Origin of the sequence: Yersinia aldovae 670-83, assembly GCF_000834395.1 — a bacterium.
GTDB lineage: Bacteria > Pseudomonadota > Gammaproteobacteria > Enterobacterales > Enterobacteriaceae > Yersinia > Yersinia aldovae.
In genome coordinates this window covers 2,586,702-2,612,200 of record NZ_CP009781.1, presented here as the reverse complement: position 1 = coordinate 2,612,200, position 25,499 = coordinate 2,586,702, and the positions used below count along the sequence as shown (strand labels likewise).

Here is a 25,499-nt window from a genome sequence, read left to right as displayed (position 1 = left end):
AGGGATAAACGCCTTATGGCATGATGCCGCGCTGTTCAAGGACAACAGGAGTCAAGGGATGGAAAAGTGGTATGGGCCGATTGCCCCAAGGGAGAAGTTGCTTAAATATGGTGCTGCTGTACTGACCGATGCCGAGTTACTCGCTATTTTTCTGCGTACGGGTATTCCGGGAATGCATGTCATGCGGATGGCTGAATATTTGATTGAAGAGTTCGGTTCACTTCATGGGCTGATATCTGCGGATTATCAGACATTATCTGCCCAAAAAGGGATTGGTACATCTAAATACAGCCAAATTCAGGCCATTGCCGAACTAGCCTGTCGCTGTTTTTCATCTCACTTGATGCGGGAAAGTGTTCTGCAAAACCCCGAAATTACGCAAAAGTTCCTACAAAATATTCTTTCTCATCGTGAACGAGAGATTTTTTTAGTGATGTTTTTGGATAACCAGCATCGTGTTATTCGCCATGAGGAGATGTTTACTGGTACCATCAGCAGCGTTGAGGTTCATCCGAGAGAAATTGTGCGTGAAGCGCTGAAGGTTAATGCCGCCGCGCTGATTCTGGCGCATAATCATCCTTCGGGTAAGGCTGAACCGAGCCAAGCCGACCGTTTGATGACTACGCAGGTGATAAAAGCCTGTTCATTATTAGATATTCGAGTGCTCGATCATTTAGTGGTTGGCCGGGGTGAATGTGTCTCATTTGCTGAACGCGGATGGCTTTAGAGCAATAATAATTGATCCTTTCGGGATCTTTAGCTGTTCGGGACTTGAGCACTTACGCTTCAGAGCGTATACTACGCCACCTTTGAGAATCTTGGGTTTGGCGTGAAGAGCCTATCTCAGCAGGTTTATAGCCTGGTGACAGGGGGGTTCTGACCTGATGACAGTGAGTCTTCTCAGTGAATTTGCTGAGATGGGCTCTAAAGCCTGACGAGGCGGCCAAATCCTATACGAAGCTCGAGCTGATTTGATTTTTGGAGAATAGACATGTCCCGAGTCTGCCAAGTTACTGGCAAGCGCCCGGTGAGCGGTAACAACCGTTCCCACGCAATGAACGCGACCAAACGCCGTTTTCTGCCGAACCTTCACTCTCACCGTTTTTGGGTTGAGGGCGAGAAGCGCTTTGTAACTTTGCGTGTATCTGCTAAAGGTATGCGTGTTATTGATAAGAAGGGTATCGAAACGGTCTTGGCCGAACTTCGTACCCGCGGTGAGAAGTATTAAGGAACTGAATCATGGCTAAAGGTGTTCGCGAGAAGATCAAGCTGGTTTCTTCTGCTGGTACTGGTCACTTCTATACCACTACGAAGAACAAGCGTACTAAGCCGGAAAAATTGGAACTGAAGAAATTCGATCCAGTTGTCCGTCAACATGTGATCTACAAAGAAGCTAAAATTAAATAATTTTAATTTTGGTGGATTAAGAAAACCCGGCCTCGGCCGGGTTTTTTATTATATAAAATCCAGTGAGATACGTTTAGGGAGGTGACATGCCTGAATTACCAGAAGTTGAGACCAGCCGACGCGGGATCGAACCCTATCTTGTCGGTCAGACCATTCTTTATGCCGTAGTCAGAAATGCTCGCTTACGCTGGCCTGTATCCGATGAAATTCTGGCATTGAGCGATCAACGGGTACTAAGTGTTCAGCGCCGGGCAAAGTATTTACTTATCGAATTGGTGACCGGCTGGATTATCGTCCATCTGGGGATGTCGGGCAGCTTACGGATCTTGTCTGAAGAAACTGAAGCTGCAAAACATGATCATGTCGATTTAGTGATAAGTAATGGCAAAATATTGCGTTATACCGATCCACGGCGCTTTGGAGCCTGGCTATGGGCAAAAGATCTTGAAACCAGTAGCGTACTCGCCCATTTAGGGCCGGAACCCTTGGGTGATGAATTTACTGCTGATTACCTGTTTGATAAATCACGCAATAAACGTACTGTGATAAAACAGTGGCTGATGGATAACAAAGTGGTGGTCGGGGTGGGTAACATCTATGCCAGTGAATCGCTTTTCACTGCGAGTATTTTGCCAGAACGTGCTGCTGGTTCGTTAACCAAAATTGAGGCCATCCAATTGGTGGCAACGATAAAAGCGGTGTTATTGCACTCTATTGAGCAGGGGGGCACCACATTACGCGACTTTTTACAGTCAGATGGTAAACCGGGGTATTTTGCGCAGGAGTTGCAGGTGTACGGGCGAGCAGGCGAGCCTTGCCGCCGCTGTGGGCATTTGATTGAGATTGCAAAGCATGGGCAGCGCAGCACGTTTTTTTGCCGTCACTGCCAGCATTAACCGTATACCCTTAGCACTTTAAGCCGTGGCTCGGGCCTCGTTTCTATGAGGCCGCTACCTGTAATGCCAATGCGAATAAAGAGTCAGGCCAGTTTGGCCATTAGCGCTTTGGTGACCGGTGCAGGGAGAAACGGCGTGATATCACCACCATGACGTGCCACTTCCTTCACCAGCGAGGAAGAGATAAATGACCATTTCTCTGATGGCATCAGAAAGACACTTTCTAGCTTTGGCATCAGGTGGCGATTCATATTTGCGAGCTGCCATTCATACTCAAAATCTGACACTGAGCGTAAGCCTCTCACCAAAATATTGGCGTCTTGCTTTTTGGCGAACTCAGCCATCAATTCACTGAATCCTAATACCTCGACATTTTTCAGCGGCGCGGTCACTTCTTTTGCCAGTGCCACTCGTTCCGCCAGTGTAAATAAGGGTTTTTTGCTGGCGCTATCGGCGATAGCCAGAATCACCTGGCTGAACATCGCCGAGGCACGCGTGACTAAATCCAAATGACCGTTGGTGATAGGGTCAAATGTCCCTGGGTAAATGGCTTTAGTGGTCATGGCTTCTCACTTTTCTGATCTTGGTGGCTCAATGCCCACAGAGCCGCATATTTATTAAAGGTATACTGTGCGTTGACGACCGCCAGCAACAGACCTTGTTTGCCATCAAGGAAACCGGCACGGAATAACCACGTTTTACAGAATGCCCCGAGAGTATGGCTGAGAATAGAGAAGTAGCTGCAACTTTTACCTTGCTGATGGCGTTGAGTGGCCCACGCTTCGGCATAACTAAGTTGTTTGCGTTGAAAAGCAAAGAAATCACGACAGGTCAGATGCAATAAATCACCATTCAGTGGGATGACTTTTGCGGAACCGCTGTTAAGTGATTCGTGGACTAAATTATCGTTGTATTGGAATTTATGATGTGGATATAAGCGAGTGACCCTATCGGGATACCAGCCACTGTGGCGCATAAATCGGCCTAAAAACAGATTACGCCGCGCACAGCTATAAACGGCACCGTCTTCTGGTGCCATCAGTACCGCGTCAATTGCGGCTTTAAGCTCGGGTGTTACACGTTCATCGGCATCCAGCATTAAAATATAATCGCCGCTGGCGTACTGCTGGGCTAATTGGCGCTGTTTACCATAACCCGGCCAATCGGTATTGCTGTAGACCTTGGCACCCTGCTGCTGGGCAATGGCGAGCGTTTCATCTTTACTGCCGGAATCCAGAACCACTATTTCATCGGCCCAGGCTACGGATGCCAAACAGTCGGCCAGCAGTGAGGCTTCATTTTTGGCAATCATCACCACCGAAAGACGTTTTTTGGCGCTCATTTAGTGGCTCCGTTGTGGCAGGTAAGGCTCCAGTAGATGTAATAACCGTTGCAAAGCGCCCTGATTTTCATGCAAAACATCAACCGCATGGCGGCCATAATAGAGGCGGCAATCTTCATCAGTCAGCAGCATGGTGACTTCTTTTACCAGCGATAACGTATCGGTGACAGTAATCAATCCTTCAGCCTGTTCCAGCTTGGCACAGATGTCTTTAAAGTTAAACGTATGCGGCCCCATTAGCACTGGGATGGCATGTGCTGCCGCTTCAAGTGGGTTATGACCGCCACGTTCAACCAAGCTACCACCAACGAAAGCTAAATCTGCGATGCCATAAAGCAACATCAGTTCACCCATCGTATCGCCAATTACCACCTGCGTGCTGCTTGAAGGCACTTCCCCTTTGCTACGTAACGTATAACTCAAGCCTGCTTTCTGTGTCAGTTCAATCGCCTTCGGGAACCGTTCTGGGTGGCGAGGCACAAGAATTAGCAACAGTGTGGGGAAACGCTGTAACAATTGACGATGTGCTTCCAGTAAGAGGATTTCTTCGCCATCGTGGGTGCTGGTGGCAATCCAGACCGGCCGATGAGGTGCCCATTGGCGACGTAATGTTACGGCTCTGGCGGCTAACTCAGGTGTTACCGAAATATCAAACTTTAGACTGCCCGTTACCGTGAGCTGTGAGCGTTTTAGCCCTAACTCAATAAAACGATCACCGTCTTCCTGATTCTGCGCGGCAATCAGGGTGATTCGTTGCAGCATTTGGCGCATGAAACTGCCGATTTTTTTGTAGCCTATGGCTGAACGGGCAGAAAGACGCGCATTGGCAATCACCAGCGGGATCTTACGGCGATGCAAGGCATTGATAAGATTAGGCCAAAGCTCGGTTTCCATAATGATAACCAGCTTAGGATTAACTTGATCAAGAAAACGATTCACGGAACCGGGAAGGTCATAAGGCAAATAAACGTGATGAACATCTTTGCCGAAGGCAGATTGGACACGTTCAGAGCCGGTAGGTGTCATGGTGGTGACAGTGATGGGCAAAGATGGGTAGCGGTGACGTAATGCCCTGACCAATGGAATGGCAGCCAGAGTTTCACCGACTGAAACTGAATGCAGCATGATGCCGCCTGCCACGACTTTACCGGCACAAAAACCATAACGCTCCCCCCAGCGCTTGCGATAAGCGGGGGCTTTACGGCTACGTAATAACAAACGCAGCCAAATCAAAGGTTGGATAAGGTAGAGTAGTACCTGATATAAACGCAGCAACATTCTATCAATTTCATTTATATGGATTATTAAGAATAATACCATATCTGAGCAAGAAAGGCTCTTTTCGGCATCGGGGATAGCGTGGTCAACATGCGGTCTGGCTATTCACCAAAAGAGTATAACTTGTTAAATGATTTCAGAAAGTTCGCGTGAATTTATTGAAACCCTGCATGACTAGATGAGAACTATTGTCGTTGTATTGATCAATTAATTAAGTAACACGAAAAAGAGAGTAATAGATCTTGGTAGAATGTAGGTATACAGGATGTCCTAATTAATTTGAGAATGATTAATTATATTTATGTATCCTCACTAATCTCAAATAGGAATATCCAACTGCAATGATATTCCCCCCGACAATAAGCAACAAAACACCCCATAGAACAATCGACTCAAGCATTAACCAGAGCCGATTTTCTTCCATTACCATTCTGTTTACGCTAAACAACGCTTGGCTCTATTTTTAAAGCCTCAAAATGGCTGAAAATAAATAACGATCACTTATGAAATGAGCACTTTCAATTTGGTCATAATAGTCTCAGCCGTAAGGCTATCCATACTTTTTTGCTCGGATATAACCGCAATCTGGTTTTGCCCATAACCCCCAATCAAGCCGGGATCTGTTGGGCCAAACAGCGTGATATTGGGGCGATCCAGTGCAGCGGTCAGATGGCTGAGTCCAGTATCAACAGAAACCACCGCTTTTGCACCTGCCAGGACTTCCGCAACTTGCTGCAACGTGAGTTTGGGTAATACCTCAACATGCGGGAATTGTTCCGCTAACCGCAAGGCTCGCTGATGCTCATGCTCCGCGCCCCAAGGTAACTTGATTTTTAAGCCGGTAGGTTGGACTTGCTCGATCAGTTGCAGCCAATGGCTCTCAGGCCAATGTTTGCTGTCTCGGGTTGTCGCATGGAGGAACACCAGATACTGGCCTGCATCGGCAGGTAACTGGTTTAAAAAGCGTTGAGCGATGGCATAATCACCGTAGCTTTCTGGCTTGTCATAACCCAAACTTTTGGCAAACAGTTGGCGTGTACGCTCAACCGCATGTTGTTTGGTGTCAATCTCATGGCGGCAGTTATAAAACCAACTGGCAAATGGCTCGCGGGCACTTTTGCAGTCTGGGCCATGTTTTGTCCCTTTAGCGATGCGGGTAATCAGCGCGGCACTTTTAATCAGCCCCTGCGCATCAATCACCACATCATAACTGCGTTGCTGCACAATACGTTTAAAATCACAGCGTTCCTGACGAGTATCACTGCCAAACCAGTTTTTGCGCCAACGGCGGATCGCCACCGGAATGACTTTATCTACCGCAGGGTGCCAACTGGGGATCTGGCTGAAACCTTCCTCGACCACCCAATCAAAGCGAATGTCTGGAATAGCGCGCATCGCGTCTGTCAATGCGGGCAATGTATGTAAAACATCGCCCATAGAAGAGGTTTTAACGATCAATACATGCATTAATCGGCCTCGCTGACAACGTGTTTTGGCGCGGATAGTTGCTTCTCAAGCGCTGCCATCACTTGTTCTGGCTGAATATCAATCAGGCTTTGATGATAACCCTGCGCACTATCGCCTTTGCGTACCTTGTGATAACCCGTAATCAGGCGGATAACCGTGGCTTTATCGGACAGCGGCGGGGTGAAGTCCGGGCTGCTTGGGCCATACAAGGCAACGAGTGGTTTATCCAAGGCTGCCGCGACATGCATTAAACCGGAGTCATTGCTGACCACCGCACGACAACCCGCGAGCAGAACTACCGCCTGTTCAAGTGAGGTCTGGCCGGCCAGATTAAGGCAGAATTGGCGCTCATCTTCGCTCAGTGTCTGGCGAATTTCTTCACCTGCTTCATTGTCTTTTGCTGAACCAAATAGCGCTACCTGATAACCCTTGTTTATCAGTTGCTGTGCCAGTGTTGCATAGTGGTAGTGTGGCCAGCGTTTTGCCGGGCCAAACTCTGCGCCAGGGCAAAAACCAACAATAGGGCGGCTGCCGGTGAGATTGAATGACGCGGTAGCCGCGACAATTTCGTCGTCATCCACCTGCAATTTGGGCCACAGTAGCGGCTGCGGTAAATCTGCCGCAGAGTGCACCTGCTCTTTATCATAGGCCAGTGCCACGTAGCGCTGAACCATCAGCGGGAAGGCTTCTTTATCCAGAATGCGCATATCATTGAGCAAGAAGTAGCGCATCTCGCCACGCCAGCCAGTGCGCTGTTTAATCCCTGAAAAATAAGGTATCAACGCAGATTTAAACGAGTTTGGTAACACGTAAGCACGATCATAGCCTGTTTCACGCAAGGCCAACCCTAAGCGGCGACGCTCCTCAAAAGCAAAAACCCCATGACCTAACGGCATCGGGACGGCATGGCGAACTTCCGGCATTCTGGCCAAAAGTGGACGGCACCACGCGGGTGCCATCACATCAATATCTGCTGTCGGATATTTGGCCTTCAGGGTGCGGTAAAGACTTTGCGACATCATCATATCGCCAACCCATGAAGGGCCAATGACCAGTATTTTCATACCGTTTATCAATTCCTTGCAGCAAGTGACTTAGACTGAGCGATTGAGCCAGGCCAAATATTCTTTTACGCCTTCGGCGACGGTTTTGAACGGCTTATCGTAACCGGCAGCGCGCAAATTTGTGAGATCAGCTTGCGTATATGCCTGATAGCGGCCTTTCAGTTTTTCTGGGAATTCAATGTATTCCACCGGCCCACTTTGGTGGAAATCCACCACTGCATCGGCAACCGCCTGGAACGATTCCGCCCGACCAGTACCGCAGTTGAAAATGCCGGAAACGCCGTTTTGCCAGAACCACAGATTCACGTCTGCAACATCGCCTACATAAATGAAGTCACGTTTAAAGTTTTCGCTGCCAGAGAACAATTTAGGGTTTTCGCCCGCATTGATCTGGTTATTCAGATGGAAAGCGACGCTCGCCATGCTGCCTTTATGACCTTCGCGCGGGCCATAAACGTTGAAATAACGGAAGCCGCAAATTTGTGATTCAGCTTGTGGTAACAACTCACGCACATACTGATCGAACAAGAATTTGGAATAGCCATAAACGTTAAGTGGCTGCTCGTATTGACGATCTTCGATAAAGTTATCGGTACGCCCGCCGTAAGTGGCTGCGGAAGAGGCATATAAGAATGGAATACTACGATCCAGACAGAAGTGCAGGATATCTTTAGAATACTGATAGTTGTTATCCATCATGTACTTGCCATCCCACTCGGTGGTGGAAGAACAGGCACCTTCGTGGAAAATAGCATCGATATCACCCATATCATCACCAGCAACAATACTGGCAACAAAATCTTCTTTATCCATGTAATCCGCGATATCCAGGTCAACCAGATTGACGAATTTGGTACCGTCTTTCAGGTTGTCAACGACCAAAATATCTTTATAACCGATATTATTCAGTGCCTTAACGATATTACTGCCAATGAAACCAGCGCCGCCAGTGACGATAATCATCAGGTTCACCCTTGCTAATTTTGTTGGTCGGACACAATGCCCCACACTCTATTTGGCGATATCATAACATTTCATAGGATAGCGCACAGCCGCAAGGGGGCTAATCTCTCTGTTTCTATGCGGCTTTAGGATTGTTCACCGTGATATGTGCTGCATTTTTCACAATATAAGACAAGGTTCCTCGTCAGTTCACCGACTAATCAGTAAAATGTCGTGTGAAATTGCCCATTCTGGAGATAAACGCATGTCCCTGCCATTTGATAGAGAGTCTTTTTATCAGCAATTAGAACAGCAACTCAAAACGACCCGTGCTGAAGGACTGTATAAAAACGAGCGGATAATTACGTCTGCGCAGCAAGCTGATATTGCTGTGGCGGATGGTCGCCATGTCATTAATTTCTGTGCCAATAACTATTTGGGTCTGGCAAACCATCCGCAATTGATCGCGGCGGCTAAACAAGGCATGGATACGCATGGCTTTGGTATGGCCTCGGTGCGTTTTATCTGCGGCACCCAAGATACTCATAAAGTTCTGGAACAGAAGCTGGCTGATTTCCTCGGTATGGACGATGCCATCCTTTATTCCTCTTGTTTTGATGCTAACGGCGGTTTATTTGAAACCCTGCTTGGGCCAGAGGATGCCATTATTTCTGATGCGCTGAATCATGCGTCCATCATCGATGGTGTGCGGTTATGTAAAGCCAAGCGCTACCGTTACGCCAATAACGATATGAGCGAACTGGAAACCCAACTAAAGCAGGCTAAAGCAGACGGTGCGCGTCATATTATGATAGCAACCGACGGCGTGTTCTCAATGGATGGCGTCATTGCTAATCTGAAAGGTGTTTGTGACCTGGCCGATGAGTATCAGGCATTAGTGATGGTCGATGACTCCCATGCCGTGGGTTTTGTGGGGGCTAATGGCCGTGGTACTCATGAATACTGCGAAGTGATGGGTCGTGTTGATATTATCACCGGTACCTTGGGCAAAGCGCTGGGTGGCGCATCGGGTGGCTATACTGCTGGTCGCAAAGAGGTTATTGAGTGGTTACGTCAACGCTCACGGCCTTATTTGTTCTCAAATTCATTGGCTCCAGCAATAGTAGCGGCCTCAATTAAGGTGTTATCGCTATTGGAAAACGGTGCTGAACTGCGTGATCGCTTATGGGCGAATGCTCGTCTATTCCGCGAAAGAATGAGTGCCGCCGGTTTCACCTTAGCCGGTGCCGATCATGCCATCATCCCTGTGATGTTGGGTGACGCTACATTAGCGCAAGAATTTGCCAATGCGCTGCTGAAAGAAGGGATTTACGTCACCGGGTTCTTCTATCCGGTGGTGCCGAAAGGTCAGGCGCGGATCCGCACCCAGATGTCAGCCGATCATACGCCAGAGCAGGTTGAGCAGGCTGTTGAAGCCTTCATTCGTATTGGCAAACAGCTTAACGTTATTGCGTAAGGAATGTTCATGAAAGCATCATCTATGAAAGTGTTGGCCAAACTGAAAGCAGAAGAAGGGATTTGGATGACTGATGTACCAGTGCCTGAGCTGGGTCACAATGACATCATGATCAAAATTCGCAAAACCGCTATTTGTGGTACTGATGTGCACATCTATAACTGGGATGAATGGTCGCAAAAAACCATCCCAGTTCCGATGGTGGTCGGTCACGAGTATGTGGGTGAAATCGTCGCTATTGGTCAGGAAGTAAAAGGTTTTAATATTGGTGACCGGGTGTCTGGCGAAGGCCATATTACCTGCGGCCATTGCCGTAATTGCCGTGGTGGTCGTACTCATTTGTGCCGCAATACGGTGGGCGTTGGTGTTAATCGTCCTGGCTCTTTTGCCGAGTATTTAGTTATTCCTGCTTTCAATGCATTCAAAATCCCAGACAATATCTCTGATGAATTAGCCGCTATTTTCGACCCCTTCGGTAATGCGGTGCATACCGCGCTGTCATTCGATTTAGTCGGTGAAGATGTATTAGTTTCCGGTGCCGGCCCGATTGGTATCATGGCTGCTGCGGTGTGTAAGCATGTCGGCGCTCGTCATGTTGTTATCACTGATGTGAATGAATACCGCTTGGACCTGGCGCGTAAAATGGGTGTAACCCGCGCAGTTAACGTCAGTAACGAGAATCTAAAAGATGTCATGGCTGACCTGGGTATGACTGAAGGGTTTGATGTCGGTCTGGAAATGTCCGGTGCGCCGCCCGCTTTTCGCACTTTGCTAAGTTCAATGAACCACGGCGGGCGTATTGCGATGTTAGGAATACCACCGTCTGATATGTCGATCGACTGGAATCAGGTGATCTTCAAGGGGCTGTTTATCAAAGGGATTTATGGCCGCGAAATGTTTGAAACTTGGTACAAAATGGCCGCATTGATTCAATCTGGTTTGGATTTAACCCCGATTATCACTCATCGTTTCTCCATTGATGAATTCCAGCAAGGCTTTGATGCCATGCGTTCGGGTAAGTCGGGTAAGGTAATATTAAACTGGGATTAAAATACCCTTCGGCCTTGAAGTTGCAAGGATGAAAGCGGGGCAGTCAGGTGATGACTGCCCCATTTTACGGATTGTTAGCTTTAGATTCATCGACTGTCGATTTCTCAACCGGAGTTACGGGTGCTGCTGGCGGGAAATATTGCTGCCAATGCTTCTGAACAAATGTCACGGCCGGGCTTTGCATCAGGCTCTCGCCTAAGATAACAAACATCTTATCGGCGTAGATTTTCTCCGGAACGTAACTGGCTTTGGCATTACATTGTTTGATGGCTTTCAAGCGCTGGCCTTTGGCCGGATCACGCGGTTTAGACTGGCCCGGTGAAACGGTACCGCTGCCACTATTATTATGTACCGGTTCATTCAGCAGCTCACTCGGTCTGACCAATACTATATCGGTAGGTAATTGAGGCAACATCTGTTGCAGCACTTTAATCGTGGCCGGATGCGGATGCCCAATCGCAATCGCTGAACCATTACGGCGTGCCAGCTCTACTGCGCGGTTAAATTGTTGGCGGATCGCGGCTTCATTTTGTGAATCATCTAAAAAGACTTTGCGCTTAATCACTTTGACTCCGGTGCCTTCAGCAGCGCGGCTAGCCTGACTGTTGCCGATGGTCACGCTGTCGAGGAAATAGAGCTGATAGTGTTCCAGCGCCTGCATGACTTTCTGCATCCCAGGCAAGCTGGAGGTCATGGCACTGCCCATGTGGTTATTCATGCCCTTCGCATAAGGAACGTTATTCACAGCCTGGCGAATAATGCGCTGAATCTCTTCGCTACTCATTGATGGTTGTAATGTATCGCGCTCCAGCGGTTGCTTGCTCAGCGGAGCCATTGGCAGATGAATCAGAATTTCGCGCCCTTGATTATGGGCTTTCATCGCCATTTCTTTGGCGTGAGGCGCATTGGGCAGGATAGCCACTGAAATTGGTAGGGGCATTTGTAAAATCTTGTTTTCGTTTTGGGGGCGGTAACCAAAATCATCAATAACGATAGAGAGTTTACCTGCCTGTGCGGCGCTGGCGAGAAGCAGGGTGCTTAAGATAATTAATCGGCGTGGGTTGAAATAATGCAATACGATTTCCCTAACGTTGTTTGCTATCGTCCTAACCAAGGTTGTGGGTTAACAGCTTGCCCTTGGCGGCGGATTTCGAAATAGAGTGATGGCTCGCCCTGGCCGCCACTGGTGCCAACCAATGCGATAGGCTGGCCGGCTTTAACCTGCGCGCCCACATTGACCAGCGCGCTCTGGTTATAGCCATATAAACTCATATCCCCTTTGCCGTGTTCGATAACCACCACCAGGCCATAGCCTTGTAGCCAGTCAGCCAGTAACACGCGGCCATCGGCGATCGCTTTCACTTCGCTGCCTTCCGGCGCGGAGATAACCATACCTTTCCAGCGCAACTCACCTTGCAAAGATTCACCAAAGCGATGAGTTACGTTGCCGCGAACCGGCCAGAGAGCCTGCCCACCAGGGCGACCCAAGCCACCGGTGCGCGCCATCAATGAGCGCTCACTTTCGCTCGGTTTATAGCTGGAACCGGTTTTCTTGGCTTGCTGTTCTTTGGCTTTCACCTGTTCACGCACTCGGGCCGCTTCTTTCGCCTCGCGCTCGGCGCGGGCTTTTGCCTCCCGTTCTGCTTTGGCGATTTGATCACGCAAACGGGTTTCGTTCAATTTTAATTCTGCCAGACCTTGCTGATCTTTTTCCAGCGAGGCCTCCAGCGATGTCAGTGTTTTTTTACGTGCGGTGCGTGCTTGTTCCAGCTTCTGCTGCTGAGTTTTTTGCTCATCCAGCAAGGCTTTTTGTTGATTCTGTTTTTGTTCTAGCGTTTTCTTCTCGGCAGAGAGCTTGAGACGGGTTTGCTTCAGCTCTTCAATGGATTTCTGCCGTGCTTCATTAAGATAACTGAAATACGCCAGAATTCGCTCACTGCGTTGGCTCTCTTCGCCGCTTAAAATAAGCTGCAAACCACTGTGTTGCCCTTGTTTGAAGGCGGCATCGAGTTGTTTGGATAAGATGTTTTTCTGTTCAGTTTGCTGTTTTTGCAGCTTTTCAATCGAGGTGGTGAGGCCAGAGACATCTTTACCCAGCTCCGTCAGGGTACCTTGGGTTTCACGCAGGCTGCGACTGGCCTGAGCGATGGTATTTTCCTGTTGTTTCAGTTGATCGAGTAGTGAGCTGCGTTGCTGTTTCTGTTGCTGAACACTTTTTTCTTTCTCGGCAATATCCTGCTGAATAGTTTTTAGCTGATTTTTGCTTTCTGCGGTTTTTGCCGTGGCGGGCGGCTCTGCTGCTATGCCGGATAATGGCAATAGCAATACGCCAGCGCAAAAAACGCTGACGTACAGTGCTGACCACGGGTGACGCACAAACTGACCTGACAGCCGAAAAATGGTATTTCGGCTGCCGGTGATGGCATCTTCCGTAATCATTGATTTTGCAAATGACGCCTTTTCCCTCATAACGAGGGATTATTCCACGATGAACAGCGGCTTACCAGTCATCTCTTGCGGGATTTCCATTTCCATCAGTGACAGCATGGTTGGGGCGATATCCGAAAGTTTGCCGCCTTCCACTGCTTTAACCCCTTTATTGCCGACATAAATCAGGGGAACAGGCAGGCTGGTGTGGGCGGTGTGAGCCTGGCCAGTCGCCGGGTCGCGCATCTGCTCGGCATTGCCGTGGTCGGCGGTGATAAGCAATTGGCCATCAACCGCTTTCACTGCTGCAACCACTTGCTCAATGCAATTATCCAGTGTTTCTACTGCTTTGATAGCAGCATCGTAATCACCGGTATGGCCGACCATATCGCCGTTTGGATAGTTACAAATGATCACATCATATTTGCCGCTGCCGATAGCGCCGAGCAGTTTTTCAGTCAATTCTGCGGAGCTCATCTCAGGTTGCAGGTCATAGGTTGCCACTTTGGGCGAGTTAACCAGAATACGGTCTTCACCTTTAAATGGTTCTTCAACGCCGCCGTTATAGAAGAAAGTGACGTGAGCATATTTTTCAGTTTCGGAGATACGAAGCTGGGTTTTGTCATGCTTCATCAACCATTCACCGAAGGTATTCTCCAGTGATGCCGGTGGGTAAGCGCAGGCCACTTTAATATCAGCAGCGTATTCGGTCAGCATGATAAAATCGCCGAAATTAACCACTTTTTCGCGTTTGAAACCGTCAAAATCGGCATTAACAAAGGTGCGGGTGATTTGACGGGCGCGGTCAGCACGGAAGTTCATAAAGATAAGCGCGTCGCCATCGTTCATGGCAGCGTCAGGTTCGCCTGCGGCCTGAACAACCGTGGGTTTAACGAACTCATCATTTTCACCGCGAGAGTAGGCGGCTTGCAGGCCCGCCACTGCATTATCAGCGGTAAACTCACCTTTGGCTTGGGTCATCAAGTCGTAGGCCAGTTGCACACGATCCCAGCGGTTATCGCGGTCCATTGCGTAGTAACGGCCAATAATAGACGCGATACGGCCTTTGCCTAGCGCGGTAAATTTATCGGTGAATCGTTTCAGTACGGGTTCAGCACTGCGCGGCGGAGTGTCACGTCCATCGAGGAAAGCGTGTAGGTAAATAGCCGTCGCACCGCGCTTGGCGGCCAGTTCAACCATTGCTAAAATGTGATCTTCGTGGCTATGGACGCCACCGGCAGACAACAGGCCCATGATATGAACGGCTTTGCCCGCTTTAACCGCTTTATCAACGGCTGCGGTCAGTGTCGGGTTGGTAAAGAAGTCACCGTCTTTGATTTCTTTGTCCAGGCGGGTCAAATCCTGATAAACAATGCGCCCGGCCCCCAAATTGACGTGACCGACTTCGGAGTTACCCATCTGTCCGTCCGGCAGGCCAACAGCCAAACCTGAAGCTGCAATCAAAGTATGAGGCTGTTGCTGCCATAAACGATCCATTACCGGCGTTTTAGCATTCAAAATGGCATTATCCTGCTGTTCTTCGCGATGACCGTAGCCATCAAGAATAGTCAGAACCAGTGGTTTTTTAGTGCTCGACATTGCATAACCTTCTTATAAGTATCGATGTTGAATGGCTGTAATTTACTACAAAACCGGCTAAAAATAGCCCAAAGAGATCAACATTGACGTGGGGTTTTGCGTAATTGTCATCATTTAGACGACAAAACTTTCCGAAATGGCTCGCAGTTTCTGCACTCGTGCTTGCTAATTGGCTGTATTTGCCGCAACGCGCAGGTATACTCTGTGACCTTGAATATTATCCCCTAACTAACGGGAGTTTTTACCCCCATGTTGCAAGAAATTATGCAATTCATTAGCCAGCATCCGGTTTTGAGTCTGGCTTGGGTGGCGTTGTTCGTCGCCGTAATTTTCACTGCATTCAAAAGTTCTCTCTCTAAAGTTAAAGAGATTACCCGTGGTGAAGCGACGCGTCTGATTAACAAAGAAGATGCGGTTGTGGTTGATATCCGCACGCGTGATGATTATCGCAAAGGCCATATCGCCAGTTCAATTAACCTGCTGCCGAGCGACATTAAAACCGGCAATCTGGGCGAGTTGGAAAAGCACAAAGCACAGCCTATTATTGTAGTTTGTGCGATGGGAACAACCTCCCGTGCGTCGGCCGACCTGCTGAATAAAGCCGGTTTTGAGCGTGTATTTACCTTGAAAGACGGTATCTCTGGCTGGAGTGGTGAGAATCTGCCATTGGCGCGCGGTGGTAAGTAGTAGCTATATTTGCTTTATCAATAAATTATAACGTTAACTAAGGTCTAATCATGGCGAAGATTGAAATTTATACCAAGGCTACTTGCCCGTTCTGTCATCGTGCCAAGGCACTGCTGAACGCCAAAGGCGCTGCTTTTCAGGAAATCGCAATTGATAATGCTCCGGCCAGGCGTGAAGGGATGATTACGCGCAGCGGGCGGACAACGGTGCCTCAGATATTTATTGATGGGCAGCATATCGGTGGCTGTGATGATTTACATGCCCTGGATGCACGAGGTGGATTGGATCCACTACTTTAACTCGTCAGTCGGCCCCATTGAATCAATGGAAAGAGCCTACGGCGGCAGTGATATTTTAATTAAAGACGTCTAACTAAGGGTATCTATACACATGTCAGAACAAAACAACACAGAGATGGCTTTCCAGATCCAACGTATCTATACCAAGGATATCTCCTTCGAAGCCCCTAATGCTCCGCAGGTTTTCCAGCAGGATTGGCAGCCAGAAGTTAAACTTGATCTTGATACTGCTTCCAGTCAGCTGACTGACGATGTGTATGAAGTGGTACTGCGTGTTACCGTAACCGCCTCTTTGGGTGAAGAAACTGCATTCCTGTGCGAAGTTCAGCAAGGCGGCATCTTCTCTATCGCAGGTATCGACGGTACTCAACTGGCACATTGCTTGGGTGCATATTGTCCGAACATTCTGTTCCCGTATGCGCGTGAATGCATCACCAGCCTGGTTTCTCGCGGTACTTTCCCACAACTGAATCTGGCACCGGTAAACTTTGATGCCCTGTTCATGAACTATCTGCAACAGCAGGCTGAAGGCGAAGGTGCTGAACAACGTCAGGATGCCTGATGAACACCACTTCTGCTTCAATGACTGTCATCGGTGCCGGGTCTTACGGCACCGCTTTGGCCATTACGCTGGCGCGTAATGGCCATAACGTCGTGTTATGGGGCCATGACCCTAAACATATTCAGGTTTTGCAACACGACCGCTGTAATCAGGCTTTCCTGCCTGATGTTCCTTTCCCTGATACCCTGCTACTGGACACCTCTTTGGCGCGTGCGCTGGCAGCCAGCCGTGATGTACTGGTAGTGGTACCCAGCCATGTCTTCGGGGCGGTACTAAACCAGTTGAAACCGCATTTACGCAAAGATGCGCGGATTGTCTGGGCGACTAAAGGGCTTGAGGCCGAAACAGGCCGTTTGCTTGCGGATGTGGCGCGTGAAGTGCTGGGTGAGACTATCCCGCTGGCTGTGGTTTCCGGCCCGACATTTGCCAAAGAACTCGCAGCTGGTTTGCCTACGGCGATTGCCCTGGCATCCACCGATGCGCAGTTCAGCGAAGACCTGCAACAGCTATTGCATTGTGGCAAAAGCTTCCGGGTTTATAGCAATCCTGATTTTATCGGGGTGCAACTCGGCGGTGCGGTGAAGAACGTGATTGCTATTGGTGCCGGGATGTCTGATGGCATTGGTTTTGGTGCGAATGCGCGTACTGCGTTAATCACCCGTGGCTTGGCTGAAATGACTCGTTTGGGTACCGCTTTGGGCGCTGATCCCTCCACCTTTATGGGCATGGCAGGGTTAGGTGATTTGGTGCTAACCTGTACCGATAACCAGTCCCGTAACCGCCGATTCGGCATTATGTTGGGGCAAGGGTTGGCGGTGCAGGAAGCGCAGGATAAAATTGGTCAAGTGGTTGAAGGCTACCGCAATACCAAGGAAGTTCTGGCATTGGCACAGCGTTATGGTGTTGAAATGCCGATAACTGAGCAGATTTATCAGGTGTTGTATTGTCACAAAAATGCCCGTGAAGCGGCGCTGACCTTGTTGGGTCGGACCAAAAAAGATGAAAAAAGCGGCATCTGATAGGTTAAGTTAATCGGTGGGATAAAATAATAATTACATACCTAACGTCATTGGCGTTGCAGCTAATAGTGCTGCGCTTCAAGACGTAAGGGTATAGCCGCTTTGGTCGTTCCCTGAAGTGGCTTATTTATGGGCAGGAGTGCGTAATGTCATCAGAAGAGTTAGAACTGGTCTGGAGTAGCATTAAATCAGAAGCAAGAGCACTGGCTGAGTGTGAACCCATGCTGGCTAGCTTTTTCCACGCCACATTATTGAAGCATGAGAATTTAGGCAGTGCGCTGAGCTACATTCTGGCGAATAAACTGGCTAATCCCATCATGCCCGCAATTGCCATCCGTGAGGTGGTAGAAGATGCCTATCGTGCTGATGGGCAGATGATTGTTTCCGCAGCCCGCGATATCCTGGCGGTGCGGTTGCGTGACCCTGCGGTTGATAAATACTCGACGCCGTTGTTGTACCTCAAAGGTTTCCACGCTTTACAGGCTTACCGTATCGGCCATTGGTTGTGGGCGCAGGATCGTAAAGCGTTGGCAATTTACTTGCAAAATCAAGTCTCAGTCGCTTTTGGTGTGGATATCCACCCTGCGGCGACCATCGGTTGCGGTATTATGTTAGACCACGCCACCGGTATCGTGATTGGTGAGACAGCGGTAGTTGAGAATGATGTTTCCATTCTGCAAAACGTTACCCTCGGAGGGACGGGTAAAACTAGCGGTGACCGTCATCCGAAGATCCGTGAAGGAGTGATGATTGGCGCGGGAGCTAAAATTTTGGGTAATATCGAAGTCGGCCGTGGTGCCAAAATTGGTGCCGGGTCAGTGGTATTGCAGGCCGTGCCCGCTCATACCACCGCAGCGGGGGTGCCAGCTCGAATCGTTGGTAAACCTGAGAGTGATAAACCATCGTTGGATATGGATCAGCATTTCAATGGGATGAGCCACGGGTTTGAATACGGCGACGGCATCTAATCTTATCCTTCGTACTTAAAGCTGTAGCTGTGTTAGCCGCACTTACTCACCCGAATCACTTACTTATGTAAGCTCATCGGGATGAGTTCGTTTGCTGCCTTGCTACAACTCCAATTACGTTGGATAGACACCTTTTTATTGAGTTGCCAGCCGACCGCCGACATATTTTGGTCAAAAAAACTACTCTTTCAGTAACGCACCCGGATAACCTAGTTGTCGCCAGGCTTCATATACCACCACTGACACTGCATTTGACAAGTTCATGCTGCGGCTGGCGGCAAGCATTGGAATTCTGATTTTCTGTTGAGCAGGTAATGCATCCAAAACAGTGGGCGGTAGGCCGCGGGTTTCTGGGCCAAACAGCAGATAATCATTTACCTGATAACTCACAGCACTGTGAGCTGGCGTCCCTTTGGTGGTCAGGGCAAATAAGCGGGCAGGCTGGGCGCTATCCAGTTTCTCGCTGTCCAAAAAAGCATGATAATCATGATGATGCTTGATATCGGCAAACTCATGATAATCAAGACCCGCGCGGCGCAGGCGTTTGTCATCCCAGGTGAAACCTAATGGTTTGATCAGATGGAGCTGGCAGCCGGTGTTGGCGCATAACCGGATAATATTACCGGTATTGGGCGGGATTTCGGGTTCAAATAAAACAATATTAAGCATATGTCCCCCAATAATAAGGGGCGCAGGATATCAGAAACCCGCTCTCAGTGCAGCGGTTGCCCGTCCGTCACTGTAAACAAGAATTTAAAAGCAAGGAGCGGAGAGCGAGATGACGGGGTGTTTTGTATGCTGTCGGCAACAGCTAGCAGTAATGGAGTATCCATCATGACATCAGTTAAGAAGCTTATAAGCAGTGATACCGACTCGCGCCACGCCGCCATGATTCACCGCGATAAAACCGCCGATGGTCAGTTTGTTTACGCCGTAAAAACCACTGGGGTCTATTGCCGCCCATCTTGCGCATCCCGTCAGGCTAAAGCTGCGCATATTGAATTTTTTACTGATAACACCGCGGCTGAATTGGCCGGTTACCGTCCCTGTAAACGTTGCCAGCCAGATTTGTTGCCCCTTGCCCAGCGACATATCCAACTAATTAGTCAGGCATGTCGATTAATTGAGCAAGCTGAAGCGCCCCTCAAGCTGGATGAACTGGCGGCACAATTGAATCTCAGTGCATTCCATTTCCATCGGTTATTTAAAGCCATCACCGGATTGACTCCCAAAGCTTACACCAGTGCTACCCGCAGTGAGCGTGTGCGTAAGCAACTGGCAACGGGCGGCTCGGTTACGGAGGCTATTTTTGCTGCGGGATATCACTCTAACAGCCGATTTTATGAACAATCCAATCAACTGCTGGGGATGACGCCAAGCCGTTACCGCAAGGGAGGGCGTGACACCCTGCTGTATTTTGCGGTGGGCGAAAGTTCTCTGGGTGCGATTCTAGTGGCGAGAAGCGAACTGGGTGTCTGTGCCATTTTATTGGGCGACTCACCGGCGCTGTTAGTGCAACAGTTGCAGGATAAATTTCCACAAGCCGATTTAGTTGGTGGCGATGCCGAGTTTGAGCAATGGGTGGCGCAGGTGGTGGGATTGGTCGAAGCGCCACAACTAGGGCTTGATTTGCCACTGGATATTCGTGGTACGGCCTTCCAGCAGCGGGTATGGCAGGCTTTGCGGGAGATCCCGGTCGGTGGAACTGCCAGCTATGCTGATATCGCCGCGAAAATTGGCTCGCCGAAAGCGATACGTGCTGTCGCCGGAGCCTGTGCTGCCAACATGTTGGCGGTGGCTATCCCTTGTCATCGGGTTATTCGCCAGGATGGGGCGTTATCAGGCTACCGCTGGGGCGTGGAACGTAAGAAACGGCTGTTGGAGAAAGAGGCGAAAAAAGCTTGAGGGCCAGCGTGCTACTCGATCGGTAATGATCGAGTAGCAGATGACGCATTAAGCTTTTAGCGGATGTAGCGGTAACCAGATGATAAGACGCAAACCACCGAGCGGGCTATCTTCGGCTCGCACCCATCCTCGATGCTGGTTTACGGCAGTTTCGACAATCGCCAATCCCAAGCCAGTACCGCCTGATTGCCGATCACGCGCTTCATCAGTGCGATAGAATGGCCGGAATATCTGTTCACGATCCTCCGGGCTAACGCCTGGGCCATCATCGTCAACAATGATTGTGATTCCCTGATTATCCGAGCTGAATGCTACCGCGATGTGGTGATTGGAGTAACGCAGTGCATTACGCACGATATTCTCCAACGCGCTGTCCAGGGCCGCTGGGTTGCCAAATAAGGTCCACGCCCCCGGCGGTGCGGTCACTTCTAGCGTTTTACCCATCTGATCGGCTTCGAATTGCGCATTTTCCAACACATCTGACCACAATTCGTCAGCGTTGATGGGTTCACGATGTAACTCATTTTTATGCTGGCTACGGGATAACACCAGCAAATCGTTGATCATGCTATCTAACCGCTGTGCCTCCATTTCAATACGTTCCAGCTCTTTCCCTTCACCATGACGACGGCGCATCAACGCAGTCGCCAGTTGCAAGCGGGTCAGCGGAGTGCGCAACTCATGAGAGATATCGGAAATCAGCCGTTGCTGGGCCACCACCATCCTATCAAGCGCACTGATCATCTGGTTAAAACTGGCTCCCGTAGCTAAAAACTCTTGCGGCCCAGATTCCAATTCAGGATGCTGTTTCAGGTTGCCTCGCGCCACATCATCGGCGGCATTTTTCAACTTGCGCGCCGGTTTCGCCAGGCTCCACGCCAGCCACAATAGCAGCGGCGCACTAATTAGCATGGTGGCAATCAGCAGCAGCAACGGGCGGTCAAACATCAGATTAATAAAATCAGATTGTGGGCTGCTGGCCGGGCGAATCAGATAGAGCTGATAGTTATCTTCTCCATCGCGGATAGAGAAGGGGCCGACTATCTCGACGCGGCCATATTTTTTCTTTTTCGGCTGATCCGAGTTATCCGATTGGCCGATAAAATTCCGTACAATCTGCATCTCGTGACGCTGGGCACCAATAACGCGGCCTTCGGTGGTCACTAATATGAGATGTTGGCCCGGCGGTGCCCATTTCTCGATGGCGCGGTAAAGTCTGCGCCACCACATGAGGTCATTGGCAGGATCGCTGGCCAGTTCTGCTGCGATATGTTGCTCCAGCATCGTTCCCTGACGCTGTTCGCTGTCGAGCAGAGTGGTCATTTGACGCGAATCGAGCTTGGGCACCATCAACACCAGCATCAGAACCAGCGCTAAGGTGAACCAGAAAATAGCAAAAATTCGCGTCGTTAAACTGTTAATCATGTTTCAGATACCATCAAATATCCACGGCCACGCAGGGTTTTAAACCACGGTAGCCCGTCTTTGCGGTCTGGTAATTTACGGCGTAAGTTTGAAATGTGCATATCAATCGCGCGGTCAAATGGTGTCAGCCGTTTCCCTAACACTTCCTGACTGAGATGCTCGCGTGATACCACCTGACCAAGATGCTGGGCTAGCAGGTAGAGTAAGGTAAATTCAGTTCCGGTCAGTTCCAGAGACTGCCCTTCAAAACTGGCTTCCTGACGGCCCGGATTCAATTGCAGGCAATCAACTTCCAGTGTTGGCGCACCCTGATCGACATTTTGCTGCTGTTCACTCCAATTGGAGCGGCGCAGGATGGCGCGAATGCGCGCCACCAGTTCGCGGTCATTAAACGGTTTTGCCAGATAATCATCAGCGCCTAACTCCAGACCCAGCACCCGATCCAGCTCGCTGCCACGGGCAGTCAGCATTATCACCGGTGTCTGATGGTGTTGGCGTAACTCTTTTAACGTTTCGATCCCGTTTTTACGCGGCATCATAATATCAAGTAATAACAAGTCGATAGAACTGTCCAGCAGGTTTAATGCTTGTTCGCCATCATAGGCAACAACAACATTAAAACCTTCCATTTCCAGCAATTCTTTCAACAGCGACGTCAGTTCACGATCATCATCAACTAATAGGATTTTATGCATGATTATTTCTCCTCTTGACGCAAAATACGTTATCAATTGCCGGTATTCCATGACTTTACTTAGCTTTACATGCCCTGACTCCAGTTTTACATCCACTGACGCTTGTTTGCAGCCGGGCAGATAGACTGCTTCTCATTGAATCGCATTGCAGCGAATTGAACAGCACTCAGAACCCTGGAGTTAAATGATGCGCAAAGCAACTAAAGTATCAACGTTAATCATGGCGTCAATGTTAGTTCTCGGCTCATCAGCCGCCTTCGCCATCGATAAGGCCGCGGACACTGAGGGTTGGTGCCACGGTGATGGTGCGATGATGAATAAGAAAGACGGTCGCGGTCACCATAACATGTTTGACGGCGTCAATCTGACTGAGCAACAGCGCCAGCAAATGCGTGACCTGATGCGTCAGTCTCGCCAAGATCAGCCTCGTCTTGATATGGCCGACCGTGAAGCCATGCACAAACTGGTTACGGCCGATAAATTCGACGAAGCTGCTGTAAGAGCACAGGCTGAAAAAATGTCTAAGCAGCAGATTGATCGTCAGGTCGAAATGGCCAAAGTTCGTAACCAAATGTTTAACTTGCTCACGCCAGAGCAAAAAGCTGTCTTGAACCAAAAGCATCAGCAGCGCATTGAGAAAATGCAACAGATGCCAGCAGCGCAACCCTCTTCTGCCCAGAAGTAAGTAGTACCCTGTAATACCCTGTTTTCCTTACCATAGACACCATCCCTGTCTTTCGCCCTCCATGATGGAGGGCTTTTTTTATTCCATTTCCGTTATACTAACAATCCTTAAATATCATTTGGAATGAGTTATGGATCCGCAATACGGGCGCTGGGTTAAAGCTGCCGCGCTTAGTGCTACGGTGTTGGCGTCAATTTTACTGATTATTAAAATTTTTGCCTGGTTGCATACCGGATCGGTGAGTTTGTTGGCGGCATTAGTCGATTCCTTAGTGGATCTGGCCGCCTCGATGACCAATCTTTTTGTGGTGCGTTACTCCCTGCAACCCGCCGATGAAGAGCATACTTTTGGTCATGGCAAAGCGGAGTCACTGGCCGCGTTGGCGCAAAGCATGTTTATCTCCGGTTCTGCACTGTTTCTGTTCCTGACCGGCTTTCAGCATTTGGCTTCACCGGAGCCGTTGCAAGACCCAGGTGTAGGTATCGGCGTCACGTTAGTCGCATTATTCAGTACAATGATATTAGTCACATTTCAGCGCTGGGTGGTGCGAAAAACGCAGAGTCAGGCTATCCGTGCCGATATGCTGCACTATCAATCTGATGTGCTGATGAATGGTGCTATTCTTATTGCGTTGGCACTCAGTTGGTATGGTTTTCACCGCGCTGATGCGATGTTTGCATTGGGGATTGGGGTTTATATTCTTTATAGCGCGTTACGTATGGGCTATGAAGCGGTGCAAGCCTTGCTGGATCGTGCATTACCCGATGACGAGCGGCAGGAAATTATTGATATCGTGACCTCATGGCCCGGAGTGATTGGCGCTCATGATCTGCGTACTCGCCAGTCGGGGCCAACACGTTTTATTCAGCTTCATCTTGAGATGGAAGATATGGTGCCCTTGATGGAGGCTCATATTTTGGCTGAGCAAGTTGAACGTGCCTTGCTGCATCGTTTCCCCGGCGCGGATGTTCTTATCCATCAGGACCCCTGCTCTGTCGTGCCAAAAGAGCGTCATGCACATTGGGAGTTATAATTGATTCATCAAATGCGGGTAAATTGTGGTTACATTATGGTTAGGCCACGAAGAAAATTCCGCTAGATGGCATGACTTGAATCAATTCAGCTTGGTGTTTTTGCTATAATATCCGATATTAAGCTCATAAAGCTGATTTTTTGTACTGACCCATGTGCAAGACATAATCGGCAGATAAAGAATTTTAAAAAATCGCATCTACAAGTTCAGAGGTAGTCATGGTCAAGAAAATCGGTGTACTAACAAGCGGCGGTGACGCGCCAGGAATGAACGCAGCCATTCGTGGGGTGGTTCGTGCCGCTTTGTCAGCAGGGTTGGAAGTTTACGGTATTGAAGATGGCTACCTGGGCTTGTATGAAAATCGCATGAGAAAACTGGACCGCTACAGCGTGTCAGACATGATTAACCGCGGCGGTACTTTCTTGGGTTCTGCGCGTTTTCCAGAGTTTCGTGACCCGGAAAAACGTCAAGTTGCTCTACAGAACATGAGAGAGCGTGGCATTGATGGCTTGGTAGTTATCGGTGGTGACGGTTCTTATGCCGGTGCAGACTTGCTGACTAAAGAAGGTGGTATTCACTGTGTTGGCTTGCCGGGCACCATTGATAACGATGTGGCAGGCACTGACTATACCATCGGTTTCTTCACCGCTCTGGGAACGGTGGTTGAAGCGATTGACCGTCTGCGTGATACCTCGTCTTCACATCAACGTATCTCTATCGTAGAAGTGATGGGCCGTTATTGTGGCGACCTGACACTGGCGGCTGCCATTGCCGGGGGTTGCGAGTTTATCGCTATTCCTGAAGTCCCGTTCAAACGTGAAGATTTAGTTGCTGAAATTAAAGCGGGCATCGCTAAAGGTAAAAAGCACGCGATTGTCGCCATCACTGAAAAATTGGATGACATCGATGAGCTGGCTAAATACATCGAGAAAGAAACAGGCCGTGAAACTCGTGGCACAGTGTTAGGCCATATCCAGCGCGGTGGTGCTCCGGTAGCCTATGACCGTATTTTGGCTTCCCGCATGGGGGCTTATGCGGTTGATCTGCTGCTGGAAGACCGCGACTATACGCAAGGTGGTTTCTGCGTCGGCGTACAAAACGAGAAAATGGTGCATGAATTAATCTCCGTTTGTATCGCGCCAGAGAATAAGAAAAGTAAATTTAAAGAAGATTGGTACGATACAGCGAAAAAACTGTTCTAAAACAGCCAGTCATTCGATAAAAAAGCCTCCGTTCGCGGGGGCTTTTTGCGTTTAGCAGGTGGTATATTTC

27 protein-coding genes are annotated in these 25,499 nt (G+C 49.2%); 15 read left to right on the top strand and 12 right to left on the bottom strand.

Annotation, left to right across the window (positions count from 1 at the left end):
• Window positions 1-58: 58 nt before the first annotated feature.
• The 4 genes from radC (at window position 59) to mutM (ending at window position 2,303) form a co-directional block, all read left to right on the top strand.
• Window positions 59-727, top strand: coding sequence for a RadC family protein (gene radC / locus AT01_RS11895; RefSeq protein ID WP_004705091.1), 669 nt, complete (start codon window positions 59-61; stop codon window positions 725-727).
• A gap of 264 nt (window positions 728-991) precedes the next feature.
• Window positions 992-1,228: a 50S ribosomal protein L28 gene (gene rpmB / locus AT01_RS11890; RefSeq protein ID WP_019213058.1), complete on the top strand. Its 237-nt coding sequence runs from the start codon at window positions 992-994 to the stop codon at window positions 1,226-1,228.
• Window positions 1,229-1,239: 11 nt separating this feature from the next.
• Window positions 1,240-1,407 carry a 50S ribosomal protein L33 gene (gene rpmG / locus AT01_RS11885; RefSeq protein WP_004392084.1) on the top strand — a complete coding sequence of 56 codons (168 nt, stop codon included), beginning with the start codon at window positions 1,240-1,242 and terminating at the stop codon, window positions 1,405-1,407.
• A gap of 86 nt (window positions 1,408-1,493) precedes the next feature.
• Window positions 1,494-2,303, top strand: a complete 810-nt coding sequence (gene mutM, locus AT01_RS11880; RefSeq protein ID WP_042547297.1) for a bifunctional DNA-formamidopyrimidine glycosylase/DNA-(apurinic or apyrimidinic site) lyase — start codon at window positions 1,494-1,496, stop codon at window positions 2,301-2,303.
• 83 nt (window positions 2,304-2,386) lie between these two features.
• Here the strand turns inward: mutM and coaD are convergent, their stop codons facing one another.
• The 6 genes from coaD to rfaD all read right to left on the bottom strand — a co-directional run bounded on the left by coaD (window position 2,387) and on the right by rfaD (window position 8,417).
• The gene (coaD, locus tag AT01_RS11875) at window positions 2,387-2,866 is read right to left on the bottom strand and encodes a pantetheine-phosphate adenylyltransferase (protein WP_042547296.1); all 480 of its coding nucleotides are present in this window, start codon (window positions 2,864-2,866) and stop codon (window positions 2,387-2,389) included.
• Window positions 2,863-3,645 carry a glycosyltransferase family 2 protein gene (locus AT01_RS11870; protein ID WP_042547295.1) on the bottom strand — a complete coding sequence of 261 codons (783 nt, stop codon included), beginning with the start codon at window positions 3,643-3,645 and terminating at the stop codon, window positions 2,863-2,865. Before AT01_RS11870 ends, coaD begins: the two co-directional genes overlap by 4 nt.
• Window positions 3,646-4,923 (bottom strand): lipid IV(A) 3-deoxy-D-manno-octulosonic acid transferase, encoded by a 1,278-nt coding sequence (gene waaA, locus AT01_RS11865; protein ID WP_042547294.1) that lies wholly within the window; start codon window positions 4,921-4,923, stop codon window positions 3,646-3,648. It lies immediately after the preceding gene.
• 501 nt (window positions 4,924-5,424) lie between these two features.
• Complete coding sequence (gene rfaC, locus AT01_RS11860; RefSeq protein ID WP_042547293.1) at window positions 5,425-6,390, bottom strand: lipopolysaccharide heptosyltransferase RfaC; 966 nt, start codon at window positions 6,388-6,390, stop codon at window positions 5,425-5,427.
• Entirely contained in the window at window positions 6,390-7,454 is a 1,065-nt protein-coding gene (gene rfaF, locus AT01_RS11855) for an ADP-heptose--LPS heptosyltransferase RfaF (protein WP_042547292.1), read from the bottom strand. The genes rfaC and rfaF overlap by 1 nt, the downstream gene beginning before the upstream one ends.
• A 30-nt stretch (window positions 7,455-7,484) precedes the next feature.
• Complete coding sequence (gene rfaD, locus AT01_RS11850; protein ID WP_042547291.1) at window positions 7,485-8,417, bottom strand: ADP-glyceromanno-heptose 6-epimerase; 933 nt, start codon at window positions 8,415-8,417, stop codon at window positions 7,485-7,487.
• Between the two features lie 244 nt (window positions 8,418-8,661).
• Between rfaD and kbl the strand changes: the two genes are divergently transcribed.
• Both kbl and tdh read left to right on the top strand, forming a co-directional pair.
• Window positions 8,662-9,873 (top strand): glycine C-acetyltransferase, encoded by a 1,212-nt coding sequence (gene kbl / locus AT01_RS11845; RefSeq protein WP_042547290.1) that lies wholly within the window; start codon window positions 8,662-8,664, stop codon window positions 9,871-9,873.
• A 24-nt stretch (window positions 9,874-9,897) separates the two neighbouring features.
• Complete coding sequence (gene tdh / locus AT01_RS11840; protein WP_042548606.1) at window positions 9,898-10,923, top strand: L-threonine 3-dehydrogenase; 1,026 nt, start codon at window positions 9,898-9,900, stop codon at window positions 10,921-10,923.
• 64 nt (window positions 10,924-10,987) lie between these two features.
• Here tdh and AT01_RS11835 read toward each other — a convergent pair whose 3' ends face one another.
• From AT01_RS11835 to gpmM, 3 genes are read right to left on the bottom strand one after another with little or no spacing between them, the layout of a single operon-like run.
• A complete protein-coding gene (locus AT01_RS11835; RefSeq protein ID WP_042547289.1) occupies window positions 10,988-11,998 on the bottom strand; it encodes a divergent polysaccharide deacetylase family protein in 1,011 nt (336 codons plus the stop codon).
• Between the two features lie 23 nt (window positions 11,999-12,021).
• Window positions 12,022-13,392 carry a murein hydrolase activator EnvC gene (envC, locus tag AT01_RS11830; protein ID WP_042547288.1) on the bottom strand — a complete coding sequence of 457 codons (1,371 nt, stop codon included), beginning with the start codon at window positions 13,390-13,392 and terminating at the stop codon, window positions 12,022-12,024.
• 9 nt (window positions 13,393-13,401) lie between these two features.
• Window positions 13,402-14,949 (bottom strand): 2,3-bisphosphoglycerate-independent phosphoglycerate mutase, encoded by a 1,548-nt coding sequence (gene gpmM, locus AT01_RS11825; protein ID WP_042547287.1) that lies wholly within the window; start codon window positions 14,947-14,949, stop codon window positions 13,402-13,404.
• Window positions 14,950-15,198: 249 nt separating this feature from the next.
• On the opposite strand from gpmM, the gene AT01_RS11820 reads away from it, so the two are divergent.
• The 5 genes from AT01_RS11820 (at window position 15,199) to cysE (ending at window position 18,484) form a co-directional block, all read left to right on the top strand.
• Complete coding sequence (locus AT01_RS11820) at window positions 15,199-15,636, top strand: rhodanese-like domain-containing protein (protein WP_042547286.1); 438 nt, start codon at window positions 15,199-15,201, stop codon at window positions 15,634-15,636.
• A 50-nt stretch (window positions 15,637-15,686) separates the two neighbouring features.
• Window positions 15,687-15,935 carry a glutaredoxin 3 gene (gene grxC / locus AT01_RS11815; RefSeq protein ID WP_042547285.1) on the top strand — a complete coding sequence of 83 codons (249 nt, stop codon included), beginning with the start codon at window positions 15,687-15,689 and terminating at the stop codon, window positions 15,933-15,935.
• A 91-nt stretch (window positions 15,936-16,026) separates the two neighbouring features.
• On the top strand, window positions 16,027-16,497 hold the full coding sequence (secB, locus tag AT01_RS11810) for a protein-export chaperone SecB (protein WP_042547284.1): 471 nt from the start codon (window positions 16,027-16,029) through the stop codon (window positions 16,495-16,497).
• Window positions 16,497-17,516, top strand: a complete 1,020-nt coding sequence (gene gpsA / locus AT01_RS11805) for an NAD(P)H-dependent glycerol-3-phosphate dehydrogenase (protein ID WP_004705059.1) — start codon at window positions 16,497-16,499, stop codon at window positions 17,514-17,516. The genes secB and gpsA overlap by 1 nt, the downstream gene beginning before the upstream one ends.
• Before the next feature lie 146 nt (window positions 17,517-17,662).
• Window positions 17,663-18,484 (top strand): serine O-acetyltransferase, encoded by an 822-nt coding sequence (gene cysE / locus AT01_RS11800; protein WP_004705056.1) that lies wholly within the window; start codon window positions 17,663-17,665, stop codon window positions 18,482-18,484.
• A gap of 180 nt (window positions 18,485-18,664) precedes the next feature.
• Here cysE and trmL read toward each other — a convergent pair whose 3' ends face one another.
• Window positions 18,665-19,153: a tRNA (uridine(34)/cytosine(34)/5-carboxymethylaminomethyluridine(34)-2'-O)-methyltransferase TrmL gene (gene trmL / locus AT01_RS11795; protein WP_004705053.1), complete on the bottom strand. Its 489-nt coding sequence runs from the start codon at window positions 19,151-19,153 to the stop codon at window positions 18,665-18,667.
• Window positions 19,154-19,318: 165 nt separating this feature from the next.
• Here trmL and ada point away from each other — a divergent pair, with 165 nt between their 5' ends.
• Window positions 19,319-20,389, top strand: a complete 1,071-nt coding sequence (ada, locus tag AT01_RS11790) for a bifunctional DNA-binding transcriptional regulator/O6-methylguanine-DNA methyltransferase Ada (RefSeq protein WP_082039599.1) — start codon at window positions 19,319-19,321, stop codon at window positions 20,387-20,389.
• A gap of 48 nt (window positions 20,390-20,437) precedes the next feature.
• On the opposite strand, the gene cpxA is transcribed toward ada, so the two are convergent.
• Complete coding sequence (gene cpxA, locus AT01_RS11785) at window positions 20,438-21,814, bottom strand: envelope stress sensor histidine kinase CpxA (RefSeq protein WP_042547282.1); 1,377 nt, start codon at window positions 21,812-21,814, stop codon at window positions 20,438-20,440.
• Window positions 21,811-22,509 (bottom strand): envelope stress response regulator transcription factor CpxR, encoded by a 699-nt coding sequence (cpxR, locus tag AT01_RS11780; RefSeq protein ID WP_004876941.1) that lies wholly within the window; start codon window positions 22,507-22,509, stop codon window positions 21,811-21,813. Before cpxR ends, cpxA begins: the two co-directional genes overlap by 4 nt.
• A gap of 187 nt (window positions 22,510-22,696) precedes the next feature.
• Between cpxR and cpxP the strand changes: the two genes are divergently transcribed.
• From cpxP to pfkA, 3 genes are all read left to right on the top strand, one after another.
• Window positions 22,697-23,194 (top strand): cell-envelope stress modulator CpxP, encoded by a 498-nt coding sequence (gene cpxP / locus AT01_RS11775; protein WP_042547281.1) that lies wholly within the window; start codon window positions 22,697-22,699, stop codon window positions 23,192-23,194.
• 130 nt (window positions 23,195-23,324) lie between these two features.
• Complete coding sequence (fieF, locus tag AT01_RS11770; RefSeq protein ID WP_004704820.1) at window positions 23,325-24,227, top strand: CDF family cation-efflux transporter FieF; 903 nt, start codon at window positions 23,325-23,327, stop codon at window positions 24,225-24,227.
• Between the two features lie 218 nt (window positions 24,228-24,445).
• Window positions 24,446-25,429 carry a 6-phosphofructokinase gene (pfkA, locus tag AT01_RS11765; protein WP_004704816.1) on the top strand — a complete coding sequence of 328 codons (984 nt, stop codon included), beginning with the start codon at window positions 24,446-24,448 and terminating at the stop codon, window positions 25,427-25,429.
• Window positions 25,430-25,499: the final 70 nt, after the last annotated feature.